This window comes from Myxococcales bacterium (genome assembly GCA_016720545.1).
In the GTDB taxonomy this organism is placed as follows: Bacteria; Myxococcota_A; Polyangia; order Polyangiales; family Polyangiaceae; genus JAAFHV01.
This window is the reverse complement of sequence record JADKKK010000034.1, coordinates 418,831-435,979: the sequence shown is the minus strand read 5'-3', so window position 1 is coordinate 435,979 and position 17,149 is coordinate 418,831. Positions and strand designations below refer to the sequence as shown.

The following is a 17,149-nucleotide window of genomic DNA, read 5'->3' as shown; positions in this document are numbered from 1 at the left end:
GGCGGTGTGGGGGGGCGCTTCTCCTCGTGCGCTCGCTGCGCGCGCCCCCACCTCAAGGGCAGGGGCGGAGGGCGTCGAGCCAAGCCCCGAGCACGGCGACGCCCGCAGCGTCGACCTTGTGCGAGCCGATGGGCGGCATCTGCTCGCGGCCGGCGGCGTCGCGGACCGAGGCTCTCACCCAGATCGCGCTGCGCGTCTTGTCGCCGCCCTCGATGTTCTTGAGCGGTCCGCCGGCGTCCCCGGGCACGTAGCGCGTCTGCGTGCAGTAGGCCGTGGTCGTGATGGCCAAGTCGGCGACGGGGGTCGGGGTCGCGGTGAGCAGCTCGTTCGGGCGCAGCGCCAGCCGCAGGTTCACCGCCGAGGCGGCGGCGAGCGGCGCGTCGCTGTGGCACGACGAGCAGTTCGCGTGGAGCCACTGGAGCGCGGCGGAGGCCTTCCCGGTCGCGTCCTCGGGCACCACCGCGGTGCGCGTGGCGGGCGGCGCGGACAGCGCGCCCGCGGCGGCGAGGCTCGCGAGCGTGACGCCGGTCGCGCCCGGGAGCGAGAGCGCCACGGCGTCGAGCCCGAGCAGCTGATCGGCGCCGCCGTAGTGGCAGGTGTCGCACTTCTGGAGCGTGGGGATCTCGTAGCCGTCGGCCAGGGTCTCGCCCGTGTCGAGGCGCATCGCGCGGGTCTCGCCGGCGTCCCACCGGTAGGTCGTGCGCTGCCACTTCGTGCTCGAGACCTTGCCGTAGTAGCGGGTCTCGATGCGCTTGCCGCCCACCTTGAATTGCTTCCAGACCTTGGTGCCCACCGGCCACTTCCACGCGTCCATCACGCTGGTGTCGATCGTCGTGCCGGGCGGGAGTTGGAGATACCGCTCCTTCTCGGCCCCGTCGGTCCAGAAGGGGGCGCCGGTCTGGTAGGGGACCACGCCCGGCGCGAGCTTCTTGGTCGCGAAGTCCGCGTACAGCCCGGTGCACGCGAGCGAGGTGACGAGGCCATCGGCCCCGCGCTCGTCGCAGGGATCGCGGCCGGCCTCGGCGGCGTCGACCTCGGCGTCCTTCGGCGGTGGCGGCGGCGCCGTGTCCGCCGTGGGTAGCGGCGGCGCCGACGTGTCGACCCCCGCGTCGGCGCCGGGGGCCGGCGTGTCCGAGCAGGCCGCGAAGAGCGCGGCGCTGAGGAGGCTCGCGACGAAGGCGGTGCCCACGAGGAGCGAGCGCGCGCGCGGGCGCGCACCGCGGCGCGCGTGGGGCGGGGTCATCATGCGATGATCGTAGCATTCACGCCCCAAACCGGGCCACGAACTCCCGGTGGACCGCGAGGTCGTCGCGGTCGCGCGCGAGATCGCGGGGCGAGCAGCCCGAGCGCACGCGCACCACCTCGAGCGCCCGCGGGCCCGTCTCGACGAAGGCGACGCGCCACTCCTTCACGGCGAGGACCGATACGTCTCCGTCGCGGCGGATCCGCCTGTAGGCGTGCGGCTCGGGGCCGAGGGCGAGGTGCTCCCGCGCTCGCCGCTCGAGCGCGAGGCCGGTCTCGCGCTCGACGAAGTCGCACGCGAGCTTCGCCTCGGGTCGCAGCGAGACCACGTACGGTGCGCGCGGATCGGCGGGCGTGCCGCGGATCGCCGCGGAGGCCGGCCCGTCCTCCGCGAGCCACCCCGCGCGCGCGTCGGGGAAGGCGTCGGTGTAGGCGAGGTAGGGCTTGATGTCGTACACCGGCGTGCGGTCGAGGAGGTCCACGTCGAACACATGCAAGGTGCACCGTTCCACCCGCGCGAGGCCGACCACCGAGAGCCCTAGCCCGTTCGGCCGGTGGGGCGAACGCGTGGCGAAGACGCCGCGCTTCACGGGGCTCCGCGGCGGCTGCACCTTGAGGCTCGAGGTCGGCGGTGCGCGATCGAAGCCAAACGTGAGGAGGATGCGGTCGAAGCCCTCGAGGTCGGCGAGCGCGTCGCCGTAGCGCGTGAACACCTCCACGCGCCCTTCGACGCCGCGGGCGGCGAGCGGCTGCCGTGGGGCCTCGGCCTTCTCGCGGTAGGGGGTCCGCGCGTAGCCGATCGGCCGGAGCGTCACCACGTGGCGAGGTTCCGGCTCCTCGTCGCGTGGTTCGCTCACTTCGGGGCCAGGTGCTCGCAGCGCGTCGTGCGCACCACGACGTGCACGCCCTGGTTCGACGGCAGCGTCTCTTCGAGCTTCTCGGTGGTCTGCGGGCGACCCGTGAAGATGTCGATGTGGCTCTCTCGCACCTTGAGCCCGCGATCCTCCACGACGACGCAGCCGTCGTGGAGCGCGCCGCCTTCGCCGATGGGCAGGCCGTCGAGCTCGGGGATGTAGAGAGGCGTGCCCATGGGGAGCACCGTCGTGTCGGCCGCCACCGTGCGGAGCGGAGCGATGGCGCGGCCGGCGGCGCCTCGGCCCCACGGGAACGCCTTGGGATCGAGCGCTTCGAAGCAGATCTTCTGGCCGGTGCGCGGGCACACGTCGGCGCAGCCGCAGTCGCGCTTGGCGAAGCTCACCGTGCCGCCCCGCGCGAGCGAGCCCGAGCCCTGCACGCACAGGGTCTCGAAGAAGCCGCGAGGCACCTGCGCTATCGCCCCGCAGGTCGCGTTGCGGAGCGTGACGGGCTCGCCCTTCGCGGCGCTCGTGAACTCGGACTCGCTCGGGAAGTCGTAGTAAGTATTGCGAAAAAGGCCGAGGTTCTGGCCGCGCACGTCCTCGGGGAGGTGCCCCTTCGCCTCCAGCGTGACGCTCGGCCGTCGGCCCGGCGCGGGAGCGCCCTGCGCGCTGCCCTGCGGGAGCCCCGGCTCGTTGGCAGGGGAGAGCGGCTGCTCGATGAAGGAGGAGCCGGTGCCCCAACCGCACGCCGCGAGGCCTGCGCACAGGGCGGGCGCGAGGAGTGTGAGCCGCGCGCGCGTGGAGACGGGGCGGCGGCCAGCTGGGGTTCGTGCGGACATGCCGTATCCTTCCTTACCGGGGCGGTTTCAGTCAAACTCGGCGGCACCTTGGCTCGCGGTCGCCTGCCCTTCGCGCCGTTCGCACCGTTCGCGCCGTTCGCGCCGCTTGCTCGGCGGTGGCGCGCGCTCCGGGGCGCTCTCCTCTGGTTCCTCGCGTCGGCGCTCGGCCCGCGCATGGCGTCAGCGCACACGCTGGGGCTCTCGTCGGGCGAGTACAAGGTGACGGGCGCGGAGGTGTCGGCCCGCGTGTCCTTCGCGGTGGCCGATGGGTTGCGCCTCGTGCCCGCGCTCGACGCGGACGGCGACGGTCGGGTGTCCGCCTCGGAGGTGCCGCGCGCCTCTGCCGCTCTCGGCCGCGCGCTCGCGGAGGGCATCGTGGTCGTGGCCGACGGCAGCCCGTGCCGCGCACGCCTGACCGACGCGGCGTTGACCGAGGGCGACGGGCTGCTGTTCGAGCTCGCGTTCGCGTGTGAGGCCGCGCCGCGAGAGCTCGTCCTGTCGCTCCCGCTCCTCGAGACCCTCGGCGAGAGTCACCGCCACGTCGCGCGCACCGTCGGCCAGGCCACGAGCGATGCGCTGCTCTCGGCGAAGGACTCGCGCGTGACGTTTCGCGCGCCCGAAGCGCCTGCGGCGGCGGCCGAGGGACCGCCCCGGCCCGCGCCGCGTCCTCGCGCGTCGAGCCCGTCGACGCAGGGCTTTCGGTTCGCGCTCTCGGTGCGCGAGCACCTGCTCGTGCTCGTGGGCCTCGCGCTCGTGCCGTGGACGCGTCGCGCGCGCTTCGGGGCGGTCGTCGCTTTCGCCGTGGGGCACGCGGCGGCGCTCTCGAGCGAGCTCGCGTGGCCGCGGGCCGCGGGCGTCGCGGCCGGGGCGCTGATCGCGCTCCTCGCGCTGGCCGCGCTTCCGGCGCGCGCGAGCCCCGACGAGCCCGAGCCGCTCGTCGTCTCGTCGCGGGGACGGTGGCTCGTCGGGGCGCCGCTCGGCTTCGCCGTGGGGCTCGCGTTCGCGACTCACGCTCCCGCGCTCGACCTCGCGCACGCCTCGAGCGCGACGCGGCTCGGCTTCGGGGTCGGCGTGTGGCTCGCGCACCTCTCCATCGTCACGTGCGCGGCGTGGCTCGTGCGCTACGCCCGCGCGCAGCACGCGCTCTCGCCCCGCGCGCGCCGCGCGATGGCGGTCTCGCTCGCGCTGGTCGGAGCGCTCGCCGCGGTCGTACACGCCCTCGAACGTCAGGCTGGCTGAATCGTGGCCTGTTTCTAAGTGCTTACAGCAATCTATCGACCACGCCCGGTCGCGCGCGGCGCCGGCGTAGGGCGCTTGCCTGCGGCCTGGAAGGTCACGGCGCCGACGATGAGCGCGCCGCCGATCAGCGCGCCGCGGCTCGGACGCTCGCCCGTCGCGATCACCACCCAGAGCGGGGCCAGCACAGGTTCGATGGACGCGAGCAGCGAGCTCTCGAGCGCGGGCAGCGCGCGCACCGCGCGGGCGTAGAGGAGGTAGGGGAGCCCAATCTGGAACGCCCCGAGGAGCGCCAGCACCTTCCACTCCGCGCCGGTCGTGGGTGGGGCCGCAGCGATGCGGGACGAGCAGGCGACGGCGGCCAGAACGTTGCCGAGCGTCATCGCCACGAGCGGCGCCGACGGGTCCTCGACCAGACCCTCGCGGCGGCGCGCGAGCTCGTCGAGGCGCAGGAACACCGGGAGCCCGGCGAAGCCGAAGCCGGACGCGATGGCGATGATGTTGCCGGTCATCCCGGCGAGAGACAGCTCTCCGAAGAAAAAGAGCACCATGCCCACGAGTGTGGCCGCGACCGCCGTGAGATCCCGTGGCCGCACCCGCTCGCGCAGCAGCGCGGGCGACACCATCGCCACGTAGATCGGCGCGGTGTACTGGAGAAGGATCGCGTTCGCCGCGGTGGTGAGCTTCGCCGCGATCACGAAGCACACGACCATGACCGCGTAGCTCACGGCGGCTCCCCACACCCGCGGCCGCCGCAGCGGCGCCGCCGCCCCTCGCGCGCCCCGCGTCGCGAGGAGCGCGGTGCCCATCACGAGGGCCGCGAATACCGCGCGGACGCCGGCGATCGTGCGCGCCTCGCATCCGGGGAGGAGCTTCACGCCCACGCCGCCGCCGCTCCACAGCACGGCGGCCGCGACGACGAGGGCCCGCGCGACGGGCGGGGCGGGCAGCGCCGAGGTGACGCCCACGCGGGCGCGCGGATCGCTCACGCTCCCTCGAGGGCCTCGGCGCGGGCCCGCGCCTTCGCGATGGCGTCGAGCGCCCGCGCGCGGAGACCGCGCAGGTGCGCGAGGCGCGTGCCTCGCCCGAGCAACAGCCAGAACGTGTCGGCCAGGCGGGGGAGGCGGTCTTGCCAGGCGAGCGCCGCGAAGGGGCTCGTGAGGAGCGCGGCGATGCACGCCACGGCGGCGCCCGGAGGCAACGTGAGCGCGGCGATCACGCAGCCGACGAGGGCCCACAACGGAAAGAGCACGAGCCCCGCGCCAAGCTTGTAGGTCGAGGTGAGGTCCGAGGACTCTTCCTTGGTGGCCCGCACGACGAGCCGGGGCACCTGGTAGGGCAGGGTGTAGACGACCGCTCCGAAGAGCGCGAGCGGGAGCACCGCGAGGAGGAACAGCAGCGACGGGAGGCGTGCGGGCCGGTACCCGGTGCCGCCGTCGCGCACCGCGAGGTCGCTCGTTCGGGCCTCGCCGAGGGCGGCGTAGTACTCGGTGACCGCGTCGCTCGCCTCGGTCACGAGCGCGTCGTCGTCGCGGAGCAGCGCGCGCGCCGCCTTCACGCGCCGCCCGATGGCGTTCCAAGCCTCGAGGGAGGTGTCCTCGAGCTCCGCGCCGAGCAGCTCGGCGACGCGAGTGACGAGCACGCGCGCTTCCCACGTCTGGCCCTCGACGACGAGCCCACGCAGGCCGGCGTCGAGGAGCTCGGTGATGCGCTCGGCCAGCGCGTCGCCCTCGAGGTCGCCCAGGTCCGCGACGCGCACTACCGGCCCGTACACGACGAGCACGCGCGACCGAAACACGTTGCGCTCGTCGAACTCGAGGCCGACCGCCTGAACCTCGAGGTCGCGCGCGCCGTCCGCCTTCGCCCGCGCGAGCATGCGCCCGGCGCCGGAGCGCAGCGCGACGAGGTGCGGCTCGTTGTGGCTCGTGCCTTCGGGAAAAATGAGAATGTTGCCGCCACCGTGGAGGTGTCCTGCGATTCGCTCGAAGACCTCGTCGTTGTCCGTCGCCGACTTGTTCGGCGCGTCCCGTCGCCGAACGATGGGCACGGCGTCGGCGATGTCGAGGAGCGGCGCCAGCCCCGGGATGTTCCAGAGGGTGCTCTTCGCCACAGGCGAGATTGGGCACGCCGCGGTCGTGACGACGAGGATCGGATCCACGAGGGCGTTCACGTGGTTGCTCGCGAAGAGGCGCGAGCCCACGTTCGCGACCGGCACGTCGCCTACGACCTCGATCGAGCGGAAGTACGTGCGCGCGGCCATGCGGAACACTTGGGTGAGCAGCCGGCGGACGGGGTGCACGGAGCTCGCCATCTCCACGAGCATTACCTCAGTTTTGCGGTGCGTGGGGGCGGTGGTGGCCGTGAGCTTTACGTCCCTTTACGGCGCATGAGTGCTGCGCGCGGCGACGCGGCACGTCCACCGGTGATGACGCCGTTGCGACTTCCCGGCCGACCGACGAACATGCTCGCCATGAAGGCTCTCCTCCTCTTCGCCTCGCTCGCCGCGGTCTCCGCGTGCGGCGGGCCGCCCGCGCCTCCCGGCCCCCCGCCCGTGCCCTCGCAGGTCGCGGCGAAGCCGGCGGCGCCGCCCCCCGCGGACGGGACCTTCTCGCCCCGCTCGGTCGACGAGGCGCTCCGAGCGGCGTGGACTGCGGCGGGGATCGTCCCCGCGAAGCCTGCCGACGACGCGACATGGCTCCGCCGGGTGTACTTCGACGTCGTGGGGGCCCCGCCCGCGCCCGGGGAGGTGGTCGCGTTCCTGGCCGATCGATCGGCCGACAAGCGGGCGCGCAAGGTGGAGGAGCTCCTCGCGTCGCCGGCCTACGTGGCCCACTGGACCAATTACTGGGAGGAGGTCCTCCTTGGGCACGAGGCCCGGGATCAGCGCCTCGATCGGGCCGCGTTTCGCGCCTGGCTCCACGCGCGCATCGCAGCGAACTCCCCGTGGGACGTGGTGGTGTCGGAGCTCGTCTCGGCGACAGGGCAGAACGGCGACGGCGGTCCTCGTGGCCTGCTGGGAATGGACGCACCCACGAGCGACGGGATGATGCCCGCCTCCGCGGCGAGCGCCCCAGACGGCGCGGGCGACGCCGTGAACGGAGCGGTGAACTACTCGCTTCGCTTCGCGACGCCGCAGGACCTGGCCGGCGCAGCTTCGCGCACGTTCCTCGGCGTGCAGATCCAGTGCGCGCAGTGCCACGACCACAAGACCGAGAAGTGGAAGCAGGACGACTTCCGGCGGTTCACCGCGACGTTCCTCCACGCGGAGGTGCAGCAGGTCGACAAAGGGCCCGTGAAGGGCGCGGTGCGCCGCATGACGGTGCGCGACGTCGCGCGCATTCCCGGACGCTACTCGAAGAACGAGGAGCTCGTGCCGATCGCGGCCGCGACGCCGACGGCGCTCGACGGCACGGCGGTCGACCGCGGGAAAGACAGCCGCAAAACGCTCGCCGCGTGGATGACGAGCCCGCAGAACCCGTGGTTCGCGAAGGCCTACGCGAATCGCATATGGGCCCACTTCCTGGGCCGCGGCTTCGCGAACCCCGTGGACGACCTTCGGGACTCGAACCCCGCGACGCAGCCCGAGCTGCTCGGGCGGGTGGCGAAGGATTTCGCGGCGCGCAAGTTCGATCCCAAGTCCCTCATTCGCCTCCTCTGCGCGACCGAGGTGTACGGGCTCGCCTCGAGCGGGGGCGAGAACCTGGGCGAGGGGAACGTTCTCTGGGCGAAGTTTCGCCTCGTGCCGCTCGGGCCAGAGGAGCTCCTCAACCACCTCCTCGCCGCCACGCGCCTCGAGCAGGCCGCGGAATCGGCGGGCCTTCGCAACCTGCCGGCCATCAAGGCCCAGGTCTCGCGCAGCTACACGTTCCTCTTCGACATCGACGAGGAGAGCGACGCGCCGCGCTTCGAGGGGAACGTCGCGCAGGCGCTCTCCCTGTTGAACGGCCACGTGACGGGCTTTGGTACGCGGGCCCTCCCGGGCACGGGGCTCGCCGAGGTGCTCGCGGCGCCCGGGGACGACGGCTCGAAGGTCGACGCGCTCTACCTTCGCACCCTCTCGCGGACCCCGACCGCCGCGGAGCGGGAACGGGCCCTCGCGTTCGTGCGCGAGGGGGCCACTCGGCCCGCGCCGAGCGCCGCGCCCGCGCCCGTCGAGCCGCCGCGAGGCGAGGGTGGAAAGGCCGGGGCAGGCGGCAAGGCGGGCAAGGCCGGCAAGGCCGGCAAGGCCGGCAAGGCCGGCAAGGGCGGCAAGGGCGGCGCCAACGTCGACCTCCCGCAGCTCCAGCGCCTCGCGGCGCGTGCAGGCGCGACCGATCCGCGGACGCGCGCCTTCGAGGACCTCTTCTGGGCCCTCCTCAACTCGAGCGAGTCGCTCTTCAATCACTGAACCCGAGGTCCCCGTGAACCCCAGGCAGCCCCCCTCACACTCGCGCCGCACCGCGCTCCAGCTCTTCTCCGCCGGCGCCCTCGCCTCGCTCTTCGCCGGTCCTCGTCTCGCGCGCGCCGCCGAAGCCCGCCCTGCGCCCAAGGCCAAGGCCCTCATCGTGCTCTGGATGAACGGCGGCCCGAGCCACGTCGACACGTGGGATCCCAAGCCGGGCACCCGCGTCGGCGGACCGCACAAGGCGATCCGGACCGCCACGCCGGGGCTCTCGATCAGCGAGCACCTCCCCGAGCTGGCGCGGCTCTCCGGCAAGCTCGCGGTCGTGCGTGGCCTCACCTCGAAGGAGGGGAATCACCAGCGCGCGAGCTACTTGTATCATACAGGTTATGCTCCGAACCCGACGGTGGACCACCCTTCGTTGGGCGGCTGGGTCAGCAAGCGGCTCGGGGCGCCGCAAGGCGGCCTCCCTGCGTTCGTGAGCCTCGGCGGGCCGAGCCGCGGCGCGGGGTTCTTCGGCGTGCAGCACGGCCCGTTCGTGCTCCAGCGGGGCGGAGCGATGCCGCAGAACGTCGCCCACGCGCCCGGGGTCGACGGCCAACGCTTCGACGCCCGCCTGCGCTATCTCGACTCGCTCGAGCAGGACTTCGCGACCCGCACCGGCGATCCGAAGGTCGAGGGACGGCGTGCGCTCACGGGGCAGGCGGTCGCGCTCATGCGCGCTCCGCAGCTCTCCGCGTTCGACCTGTCGACCACACCCAAGGCGACGCTCGACGCGTTTGGCGACAGCGACTTCGGTCGCGGCTGCCTCGTCGCGAGCCAGCTCGTGGGCGCCGGCGTCCGCTTCGTGGAGGTGTCTCTCGATGGCTGGGACACCCACACCGACAACTTCACGCGCACGAAGAAGCTCATGGGCGTGCTCGATCCCGCGTTCGCCGCGCTGCTTCAAGAGCTCGAGCGTCGCGGCCTCCTCGGGACGACGGCCGTCGCGTGGATGGGAGACTTCGGGCGGACCCCGCGCATCAACGCCAACGAGGGGCGAGATCATCACCCCGGCGCGGCGTCTGCGGTGCTCGCCGGCGCGGGCGTGCGGGGTGGCCAGGTGGTCGGCGAGACCGACGCCGAGGGGCAGAAGGTGACGAAGCGCCCCGTGAGCGCCAGCGCGCTGCTCGCGACGCTCGGGCAGCTCGTCGGCCTCGCGCCGGACGACGCCGCGATCTCGCCCGTCGGGCGGCCGATTGCCTTGACCGACGGCGGCCTCCCCGTGCCGGAGCTCCTCCTGTGAGCGCCGCTCGTTTCACGGTGGAAGACGTTCGGCTGGGGGGCTTGGGCGACCTCGACGCGGTGGTCCTCTCGGACACCGTCGAGGGCTCGCGCGTGACCGTCGTACCGTCGCGCGGCGCCCTCGTGACCTCGCTCTTCGCGCGAGGCCGAGAGTGGCTCTACCTCGACGAGGCGACGCTGCGCGATCGCACCCAGAACGTGCGCGGCGGAGTGCCAGTGCTCTTTCCCTCGCCCGGGAAGCTCGAGGGCGAGCGGTACGCGTTTGGCGGACACGAGCGCGCGATGAGACAGCACGGCTTCGCGCGCCGCTCTGCTTTCCGCGAGGTGTCGCGTACCGGCGGGCCAGGCGGGCAAGCCCAGGTCGAGCTCGAGCTCACCGACTCTGAGGTCACGCGGGCCGAGTACCCCTGGCCGTTTCGGCTCCGCATCCGCTACGGGCTGCGAGGAGCCGAGCTCACACTGACGGCGGAAGTCACCAACACGGGCGCCGAGGCGATGCCGTTCGCGCTGGGATATCACCCGTATTTCGCCGTGCCCGACGCCGCGAAGCTCGAGTGCCAGGTCCCCACAAAGTCGAAGCGCGCGTGGGACAACGTGCGCCGCGAGGAGCGAGATCTCGCGTCGATCGACCTCGCGTCCGGCGAGGTGGACCTGCACCTCGCGGAGCTCGCGCACGGCGCCGAGCTCATCGCGCCGAGGGGCCGCGTCACGCTCGGCGGGCACCTCAACCACTGGGTGGTGTGGACGCTGCCCGGGCGCGACTTCGTTTGCCTCGAGCCGTGGAGCGCGCCCCGCGACGCCTTGAACACGGGCGTGGGCCTCGAGGTGCTCGCCCCGGGCGCCGCGCGGGCGTTCGCCGAGACGTTCTCCGTGGGCTGATTTCGGCTGCTACGGGCCCTCAATCTCTGCGACGCTGCGGAGGGGAGGGGTGCGCGCACATGGGACCGATCGGGACATTCGTGGGACCGTACGTCGCGGCGTTTCGCGCCGAGCCGAAGCTCCGCGCGTTCGCGTTCGCGAACTTCGTGGACGACCTCGGCGTCGCCGTCGCCGCGTGGGCCGCCATGCTCATCATGACGAACCTGTTCACGAGCCAACGCGAGCGCGCGAGCCTCATGCTGCCGAGCCTCGGCTGCTTTCTCCTCGGCACGATCGTGTCGGGGCCGCTCGCGGACTGGGCCGCCCGCTTCTCGTGGGCGCGTCTCGCGCGGTTCCGTTTTCGCCTGGTCGTGTGGGCGCGCCTGGTCGAGGGTGCGGCGCTCCTCTTCCTGCTCGTGCGCCTCACCTCGGGCGCGCCGACGGTCCGCGGGATCCTCCCGTTCGTGATGCTGAGCGCGTTCACGAAGACCGCCTTCCGACCGACGCGCATCGTGTTCTCGGTCGACCTCTTGCGCGAGCAGTCGGTGCAGACCGACGAGACGGGCGCGCCGCTCAAAGACGAGCGGGGGGAGCCGCTCCTCCAGAAGACCCACCTGCTCACCATGACGTCGGTCATCGGCGGGCTCCAGGCCTTGGCGACCTTCGGTGGCCTGCTGCTCGGTGGCCGCATTTTGGCGCTCGCCGCCGGGCGCTACGCGCCGCTCATCGCGGTGCAGGCGGTGATGCACCTCGCGTTCGCCGGGCTGCTCTTCTTCTTCTGCCACCCGACCCGCGCGGCGCGCGACGTGCGCCTCCGCGAGCTCTTCGTGGACGTGCCCGGTGAGGACGACGCAGCCGCTGGAGGTAACGGCGCCCCCGCCGCGCGCCTCACGCCGCTGGGCGCCGTCGCGCACTTCGGGCGGTCGCTGGGCCAGGGGCTACGCTTTCTCTTCGGCAAGGAGCGGCGGCCGCTGCTGGCCTTGTTGGCCGGCACCGCGGTCGTGGAATTCGTCACCGAATCGTACGACGGCAAGATGCTCATCAAGCACGTGCTGCACGGCACTGACGACGCGGTCCGCCACGCCGAGATCGCGTGGAGCATCGTCGGCGTGCTTGGCGTGCTCGCCGTGCCCGCGCTCGCGCGGAAGGCCGGGAGCCTCGGCAAGATCTTCGTCGTGACGATGCTCGTGGACGGGCTCGTCATCGCGGCCGCCGGGCGTGTGGCGGCCGCGGCGGCACCCTCGGCGGTGCTGCCGTTCACCGCGATCCTCGCGCTCGATCACTCGCTCACCCTCGCGAGCGGCTCGCTCGCCGAGCTTGCCCAAAACAGCGCGTCGAGCCCGGGCATGCGGGGGCGAATCGCCGGCGTGTACGCGTTCTTCGTGATCATCGGCGACATCGTCGTCGAGGGGGTGGCGACCGAGGTGTCGGAGGCCATCGGCCTGCCCGCGATGCTCACGCGCGTCGGTCTCTTCCAGGTGGGGCTCGTGCTCGTGCTCGTGCTCGTCGGCGGCCGTAGGCTCGTGCGCTTCGGGCTCCGCGAGGCGGACGATGGCGCCGTCCCCGGCGAGGCGCGAACGTGACCTCGGAGGTGGCCCGCATGCGCGCAAGGCTGCGCGCGTCCGACGCGCTGTTCGCGAGAGCGGCCGCGCGCCTGGAGCGGCTGACCCTCGCGCTGAACGGCGCCCCGGAGGCCGCGCTGCGAGACGGCGTCGCCGGGCTCGCGGGCTTCGCGCGGGAGCTCCGGTTGATCGCCGCGCCGCGTGAGCCGGTCGCATTGAGGCTCGAGGAGATCGACCTCGTGGAGCTCGTGGCGCGCGTGCTCGCGCCGGAGCTCGCCGGGCGCCGCGGCGCCGACGTGGAGCTCGGGCGGGCCGGCGCGCTCCGCGGTCGGTACGACGTCGGGTACCTCCACACGGTGCTCGGTGAGCTGCTCAGCAACGCCATGAAGTACGCGGGCGGCGAGCCCGTGGGCGTCAGGCTGCGCGCCACCCGCGGGCGGGCGCGCCTCACGATCGACAACGTCGGGTCCTGGGCCGGCCCCCGACGGCCGCCGGAGCGCTTCGTACGCGAGGAGCGTCGCGCGCGTGTGCAGGGCTTCGGCGTGGGTCTGTGGCTCGTGACCCGCCTCGTTCGCGCGCACCGTGGAACCGTGCGGTATGCATGCAAAGAGGGGCGCTCCTGCGTGACCGTGTCGCTGCCCCTCGGGCCGAACCTTGAGGTGGGCGAGCTCACCGCGACGGTACGGAGCGCGCCGCCCCGCCGCGCCCGGCGCCCCCGCAGTTCGGAGAGTCCATGAGCCTCGCGGTCGATCGCACCAGGTTCCTGTCGCTCGTGGCGGTGCTCGCTGCCTGCGCGCCGGCTGTCGTCCGGCCGAGCGAGGGCCTCGCGCCCGCCTCGAGCGCTCCTCTCCCGCCGGACGCGTCGAGTCGCCCCACCGCCGCAGAGCCGCTCGCTGCGCCGGCCGCCCCCTCGGCGCCAGAGGACGCCGGCGCGAGCGGCGCCCCGGACCCGAAGGCGGCGGAGGATTCCCTCGGCTTCGACGGAGACACCATCGACCACGTCGACGTGCCTGAGTGCGCCCGCTTCTCTTGGTGGTCGTGCGACGAGGTCACGCCGCCGGCGCTCCGCTGCTCCCTCACTTGGAATCGGCTGTCCGCGTCGCGCCGGGGCGCTTACGCGGAGTGCCTCCGTGCGGCCCCCAAGTGGCCGAGGAGCGCCCCAGCTCCCACGTGCCGCGATCACGCGTGCTCACGGCTTCACGTCGCCGCGAGCCGCGCCTCGCGACGGCTCGCGGAGTGCGTCGCGGGGAGCAAGGCCCCCCAGCGGGCCTGCTCCGCCGAGACCGGCGCGGCCGAAGAAACCTCGCGTCGCGCGAGCGGTTGCACGAAGCGCGCGCAATGCGGAGAGGACCTCTCCTCGTGCGTCGAGCAGAGCCGCTACTTGGAGGCGTGCGAGCGCGCCAAGGCGTCGCGGTAGGCGCGCGAGTAGCCCGCGCGCATCGCGTCGCGCGAGTAGGTGTCGACCACACACGTTCGCGCCCGCGCCACGAGGGCGTCGCGCGCCTCGGTCGTCTGCGCGAGCGCCTTGCGGAGCGCGCCGGCGAGGGCGGTCGGGTCTTCGGATGGCGCGAGGAACCCCGTGCGCCCATCGACCAGGAACTCGGGCACGCCCCCCACCGCCGTCGCCACGACGACGCGCCCTACCGCCATCGCCTCGAGCAGCGCGAGGCCCAGGCCCTCTTTTCGGGCGCCGGAGACCACCACGTCCACGTCGCGCAGCGCCGACGGCACGTCGGCCACCTGGCCCAGGAAGCGCACGCGGCCGAGGAGGCCGAGCCGTCGCGCGAGCGCGCGGAGGGCCGGCGCGTCCGGGCCGTCGCCGCACACGTCGAGGTCGAGATCGGGCACGCGAGCGAGCGCGTGGAGCACGATGTCGACGCCCTTGCGCGGCTCGAGCCTGCCCACGACGGCGGCGCGGGGCGAGCCGACCTCGCGCAGCCCTGGGCGCGTAGGCAGCGGTGAGAACGCGCCGAGGTCGACGCCGTTGGGCACGACGCGCATGCGCGCCGCGCGCTGCGGATCCCGCCTCTGCGCTTCGGCTCGGACGGCGTGGCTCACGGCGCACGACACGTCGGCGCGTGGCAGCGACCAGCGCGCGAACGGCCAGCAGCTCGGGTCGTCGAAGACGCGTGTGGAGTGCTCGGTGCGCACGATCGCGCGGCGTGGCCGCGCCGCGAGCGCCGCGCGCGTGCCCAGCACCTGCGAGCCGAAGGTGTGCAGATGGACCACGTCGGCCCGGTCGCGCGCGAGCAGCGCGCCGAGCCACGCGACGTCGGAGCGCCCGACAGCACGCGCGAGGGTGGCGGTCACGCCCTCGGTCACCGGTCCGCGATCGGTCACGAGGACCCCGTGCTCACGCAGGAACGCGCGCAGCGTCGCGCTCGGCGAGAACAGGGCTACATGGTGCCGCTCGGCGGGCGACCCCACGAGGTCGATGAGCATGCGCTCGGCGCCGCCGACCTCGCCGGCGCAGACCACGTGCACCACGCGGAGCTCGCGGCTCATGGGTGGTCCGCCTCGATCTCCTGGAGGTGCTTGCGCAGCAAGACGTACAGCAGCGCAGCGACCACCGCGTGCACGAGGCTCGTGGAGAGGGCGAGCCCGGCGAGGCCGTAGAGCTTGCCGAGGACGGCGTTGCCGAGGAAATTGAGCGCCGCGTTCAGGACGCCGATCTTTACCATGATGCGGCTGTTCTGCGCGGCCACGTGCGCCCGCACGAGGACGAGCAGCGCGCCGAACGCGGGCACCCCGAGCAGGTAGTAGGGGAGCACGTCGCCCAGGGTGGTCACGCCGCCCGCGTCCATCGCGCCATGGAGGAACACGAGCTCGAGGAGCGGGCGCCGGGCGAAATGGAGCGCGAGGCACGACGCCGCGAGCGACGCGAGCGTCACGCGCAGCGCGCCCCAGGTCTTCGCGCGGAACGACGCGTAGTGCCTGCGCGCGGCGTCGTCCGAGAGGTGCGAGAGCAGCACCGAGAGCATCGCCGCTTGGAGAATGGAGGTCGGAAGCGATCCGACGTCGCCCGTGAGCCGGAGCAGCGTCCCGCCGCCCGCCACGCCCACGAGCCCCGCGAAGAGCTGGTCGACGGAGGGGTTGACGCGCGTCACCGCCGCGCCGAACACCTCGGAGGCGATGAGTCGACCGGCTCGCACGAGCGCGGGAGGCCGAGTGAGCGTCCACTCGAAGCCGAGCCCGCGCGCGAAGGAGCCGAGCAGCGTGAGCGTGACGAGCTCGCCCGCGAGCTGCGCGTACGGAATGACCACCGGGCCCGAGGACCGCAAGAATGCGAGCGAGCCCACCGCCACCGCCGTGCCGCACGCGCTCGCGATGGGCAGCGCGAAATAGCGGTGCTCGGCGTTCAGCTGCGCGCCGAAGAACGTCTTCAGCGACAAAGCCAACAGGTACACGAGGAACGCCGGCACCATGAGCTCGGCCATCGCCCGGTCGTGCCCCGAGTAGATGACCGTGAAGTACGCGGCCGCGACGACCGCCACGAGCAAGGCGAGCCCGCTTCCATAGACGACCGTGTGCGCGAGGAGCGCCCCGCGGAAGCGCGGGAGCTGCTCGGGGTGCCGCTCGCGGATCTCGGCGAGCATCGGCACGAGCGCGGAGTCCTGGTACGCGGAGAACACGAGCGAGCCGGCGAAGGTGAAGATCGCCCACGCGAACGTGTACACGTCGGTCGCGTGGGATCTCCCGAACCACGTCGAGAGGAGCCAGGGGAACACCGCCTCGCCGCCGCGAAACACGATCTGCGCGGGCAAGAGGAGGAGCGAGGTGCGCGCCAGGCTCTTCTTGTGCGGCGACGCGGTCGCGATCGCCGCGGTCGTCGCCCTCGGCTCGGCTGCATCGGCTGCTGGCCCCTCGGTCGTCGCGCTCGGCGGCGGCGTGTCGCTCACGGCGCGAGCACCTCGGGGAGATCCGAGAGGCCGACGACACGGATCTCCTCGCGCTGCGCGAACGCGAGCAGCTCTGCGAGGTTGCCGAGGATGCGTCGAGCGGCGCCCTCGGAGGTGGCGTACGGGCTCTTGCCGGGCACGATCTCCACGTTGTGGAACATGCACGTGAGCACCGGCGGGAGCCGCGGCCCAGGCCTCTTCGCGGCGTCGCGGAGCTCGTCTTCGGCGAGCCCCACGAGCGCCCGACCCGACATGTGCGTGGGCCGAAGCCAGCGGGGCTCGAGGTGCCTCCCGAGCACCGGCAAGGCGTTCGCCCACCGCCGCCGGATGGTGATCGGCACCTCCCAGAGCGGGCACTCGCCGACGCGGCCCGGCTCCTCCCACGCGGGGTGGTACGGCTGCGTCGGCGCGTCGGGGAACGCGAGCCCGGGCGCCCCGCTCGAGGCCCAGTCCATGTGCGGCGTCACGCTCGACTCCACCGCGTAGCCGAGCTCGGAGAGAATGCGCAGCGTGTGGCGACCCACGCCGAACCGCCCGGCGCGGAACGCGAGGGGCGGGCGGCCGAACGCCGCGGAGAAGCCCGCCGTCAGCGACGTGAGCTTGGCGCGCTCTACAGGCTCGGGGAGATCGCGTTGAAATTGTGACGTAATATCCGGAAGATACGCGTCGGGCGCCACGGTCTCGCCGTGCAGGTGGGCGCCGAGGTCGGCCTTCGCCGCGAGCAACACCTCGACCGAAGCGGGGTCCTCCAGGACCTCGCCCGACACGAGGTAGGTGCCCCTCGCGCCGAAGCTCTGGAAGAGCGGCTCGAGGCGCCGCGCGACGCCGTCGGTGACGCCGGCGAACGCCGCGGGCTTTTCGACGCGCCACCCTGGGCCCTTGTCGCACTCCGTGTCGATGGTGACCGTGAGGTAGGCGCGCGGCACGCAGCGGACGTAGCACGACCGGGGCCGTGAATCACGACCGCCCGGCGCGCCACCACCGCGCGCGA

15 protein-coding genes are annotated in these 17,149 nt (G+C 73.3%); 7 read left to right on the top strand and 8 right to left on the bottom strand.

The window, feature by feature from the left end:
• Nucleotides 1-52 precede the first annotated feature (52 nt).
• From IPQ09_28495 to IPQ09_28485, 3 genes are read right to left on the bottom strand one after another with little or no spacing between them, the layout of a single operon-like run.
• A complete protein-coding gene (locus IPQ09_28495) occupies nucleotides 53-1,246 on the bottom strand; it encodes a hypothetical protein (GenBank protein ID MBL0198090.1) in 1,194 nt (397 codons plus the stop codon).
• Nucleotides 1,247-1,262: 16 nt separating this feature from the next.
• A complete protein-coding gene (gene tsaA, locus IPQ09_28490) occupies nucleotides 1,263-2,060 on the bottom strand; it encodes a tRNA (N6-threonylcarbamoyladenosine(37)-N6)-methyltransferase TrmO (GenBank protein MBL0198089.1) in 798 nt (265 codons plus the stop codon).
• Between the two features lie 35 nt (nucleotides 2,061-2,095).
• A complete protein-coding gene (locus tag IPQ09_28485; protein MBL0198088.1) occupies nucleotides 2,096-2,938 on the bottom strand; it encodes a hypothetical protein in 843 nt (280 codons plus the stop codon).
• 48 nt (nucleotides 2,939-2,986) lie between these two features.
• Between IPQ09_28485 and IPQ09_28480 the strand changes: the two genes are divergently transcribed.
• Nucleotides 2,987-4,177 (top strand): HupE/UreJ family protein, encoded by a 1,191-nt coding sequence (locus IPQ09_28480; protein MBL0198087.1) that lies wholly within the window; start codon nucleotides 2,987-2,989, stop codon nucleotides 4,175-4,177.
• A gap of 32 nt (nucleotides 4,178-4,209) precedes the next feature.
• Here the strand turns inward: IPQ09_28480 and IPQ09_28475 are convergent, their stop codons facing one another.
• Together IPQ09_28475 and IPQ09_28470 are read right to left on the bottom strand one after the other, a co-directional pair.
• On the bottom strand, nucleotides 4,210-5,163 hold the full coding sequence (locus IPQ09_28475) for an EamA family transporter (GenBank protein ID MBL0198086.1): 954 nt from the start codon (nucleotides 5,161-5,163) through the stop codon (nucleotides 4,210-4,212).
• Nucleotides 5,160-6,497 (bottom strand): 1-acyl-sn-glycerol-3-phosphate acyltransferase, encoded by a 1,338-nt coding sequence (locus tag IPQ09_28470; protein MBL0198085.1) that lies wholly within the window; start codon nucleotides 6,495-6,497, stop codon nucleotides 5,160-5,162. The genes IPQ09_28475 and IPQ09_28470 overlap by 4 nt, the downstream gene beginning before the upstream one ends.
• A 147-nt stretch (nucleotides 6,498-6,644) precedes the next feature.
• Between IPQ09_28470 and IPQ09_28465 the strand changes: the two genes are divergently transcribed.
• The 6 genes from IPQ09_28465 to IPQ09_28440 are packed head-to-tail and all read left to right on the top strand — an operon-like array spanning nucleotide 6,645 to nucleotide 13,676.
• Nucleotides 6,645-8,561, top strand: a complete 1,917-nt coding sequence (locus tag IPQ09_28465) for a DUF1549 domain-containing protein (GenBank protein ID MBL0198084.1) — start codon at nucleotides 6,645-6,647, stop codon at nucleotides 8,559-8,561.
• A gap of 13 nt (nucleotides 8,562-8,574) precedes the next feature.
• Nucleotides 8,575-9,840 carry a DUF1501 domain-containing protein gene (locus tag IPQ09_28460; protein ID MBL0198083.1) on the top strand — a complete coding sequence of 422 codons (1,266 nt, stop codon included), beginning with the start codon at nucleotides 8,575-8,577 and terminating at the stop codon, nucleotides 9,838-9,840.
• Complete coding sequence (locus tag IPQ09_28455) at nucleotides 9,837-10,718, top strand: galactose mutarotase (protein MBL0198082.1); 882 nt, start codon at nucleotides 9,837-9,839, stop codon at nucleotides 10,716-10,718. The genes IPQ09_28460 and IPQ09_28455 overlap by 4 nt, the downstream gene beginning before the upstream one ends.
• A gap of 59 nt (nucleotides 10,719-10,777) precedes the next feature.
• Nucleotides 10,778-12,280, top strand: a complete 1,503-nt coding sequence (locus tag IPQ09_28450) for a hypothetical protein (GenBank protein MBL0198081.1) — start codon at nucleotides 10,778-10,780, stop codon at nucleotides 12,278-12,280.
• Between the two features lie 17 nt (nucleotides 12,281-12,297).
• Nucleotides 12,298-12,996 (top strand): ATP-binding protein, encoded by a 699-nt coding sequence (locus tag IPQ09_28445; protein MBL0198080.1) that lies wholly within the window; start codon nucleotides 12,298-12,300, stop codon nucleotides 12,994-12,996.
• Nucleotides 12,993-13,676: a hypothetical protein gene (locus IPQ09_28440; protein MBL0198079.1), complete on the top strand. Its 684-nt coding sequence runs from the start codon at nucleotides 12,993-12,995 to the stop codon at nucleotides 13,674-13,676. Before IPQ09_28445 ends, IPQ09_28440 begins: the two co-directional genes overlap by 4 nt.
• Here the strand turns inward: IPQ09_28440 and IPQ09_28435 are convergent.
• The 3 genes from IPQ09_28435 to IPQ09_28425 are packed head-to-tail and all read right to left on the bottom strand — an operon-like array spanning nucleotide 13,637 to nucleotide 17,084.
• Nucleotides 13,637-14,764, bottom strand: a complete 1,128-nt coding sequence (locus IPQ09_28435; GenBank protein ID MBL0198078.1) for a glycosyltransferase family 4 protein — start codon at nucleotides 14,762-14,764, stop codon at nucleotides 13,637-13,639. The genes IPQ09_28440 and IPQ09_28435 overlap by 40 nt on opposite strands.
• Nucleotides 14,761-16,158 carry a hypothetical protein gene (locus IPQ09_28430; protein ID MBL0198077.1) on the bottom strand — a complete coding sequence of 466 codons (1,398 nt, stop codon included), beginning with the start codon at nucleotides 16,156-16,158 and terminating at the stop codon, nucleotides 14,761-14,763. Before IPQ09_28430 ends, IPQ09_28435 begins: the two co-directional genes overlap by 4 nt.
• Nucleotides 16,155-17,084, bottom strand: a complete 930-nt coding sequence (locus IPQ09_28425) for a hypothetical protein (GenBank protein ID MBL0198076.1) — start codon at nucleotides 17,082-17,084, stop codon at nucleotides 16,155-16,157. Before IPQ09_28425 ends, IPQ09_28430 begins: the two co-directional genes overlap by 4 nt.
• Between the last annotated feature and the right edge of the window lie 65 nt (nucleotides 17,085-17,149).

Coding starts and splice junctions, on each gene's coding strand:
- IPQ09_28495 (MBL0198090.1), bottom strand. CDS start 1,246: ATGATGACCCCGCCCCACGCGCGCCGCGGTGCGCGCCCGCGCGCGCGC.
- IPQ09_28485 (MBL0198088.1), bottom strand. CDS start 2,938: ATGTCCGCACGAACCCCAGCTGGCCGCCGCCCCGTCTCCACGCGCGCG.
- IPQ09_28470 (MBL0198085.1), bottom strand. CDS start 6,497: ATGCTCGTGGAGATGGCGAGCTCCGTGCACCCCGTCCGCCGGCTGCTC.
- IPQ09_28465 (MBL0198084.1), top strand. CDS start 6,645: ATGAAGGCTCTCCTCCTCTTCGCCTCGCTCGCCGCGGTCTCCGCGTGC.
- IPQ09_28450 (MBL0198081.1), top strand. CDS start 10,778: ATGGGACCGATCGGGACATTCGTGGGACCGTACGTCGCGGCGTTTCGC.
- IPQ09_28445 (MBL0198080.1), top strand. CDS start 12,298: ATGCGCGCAAGGCTGCGCGCGTCCGACGCGCTGTTCGCGAGAGCGGCC.
- IPQ09_28440 (MBL0198079.1), top strand. CDS start 12,993: ATGAGCCTCGCGGTCGATCGCACCAGGTTCCTGTCGCTCGTGGCGGTG.
- IPQ09_28435 (MBL0198078.1), bottom strand. CDS start 14,764: ATGAGCCGCGAGCTCCGCGTGGTGCACGTGGTCTGCGCCGGCGAGGTC.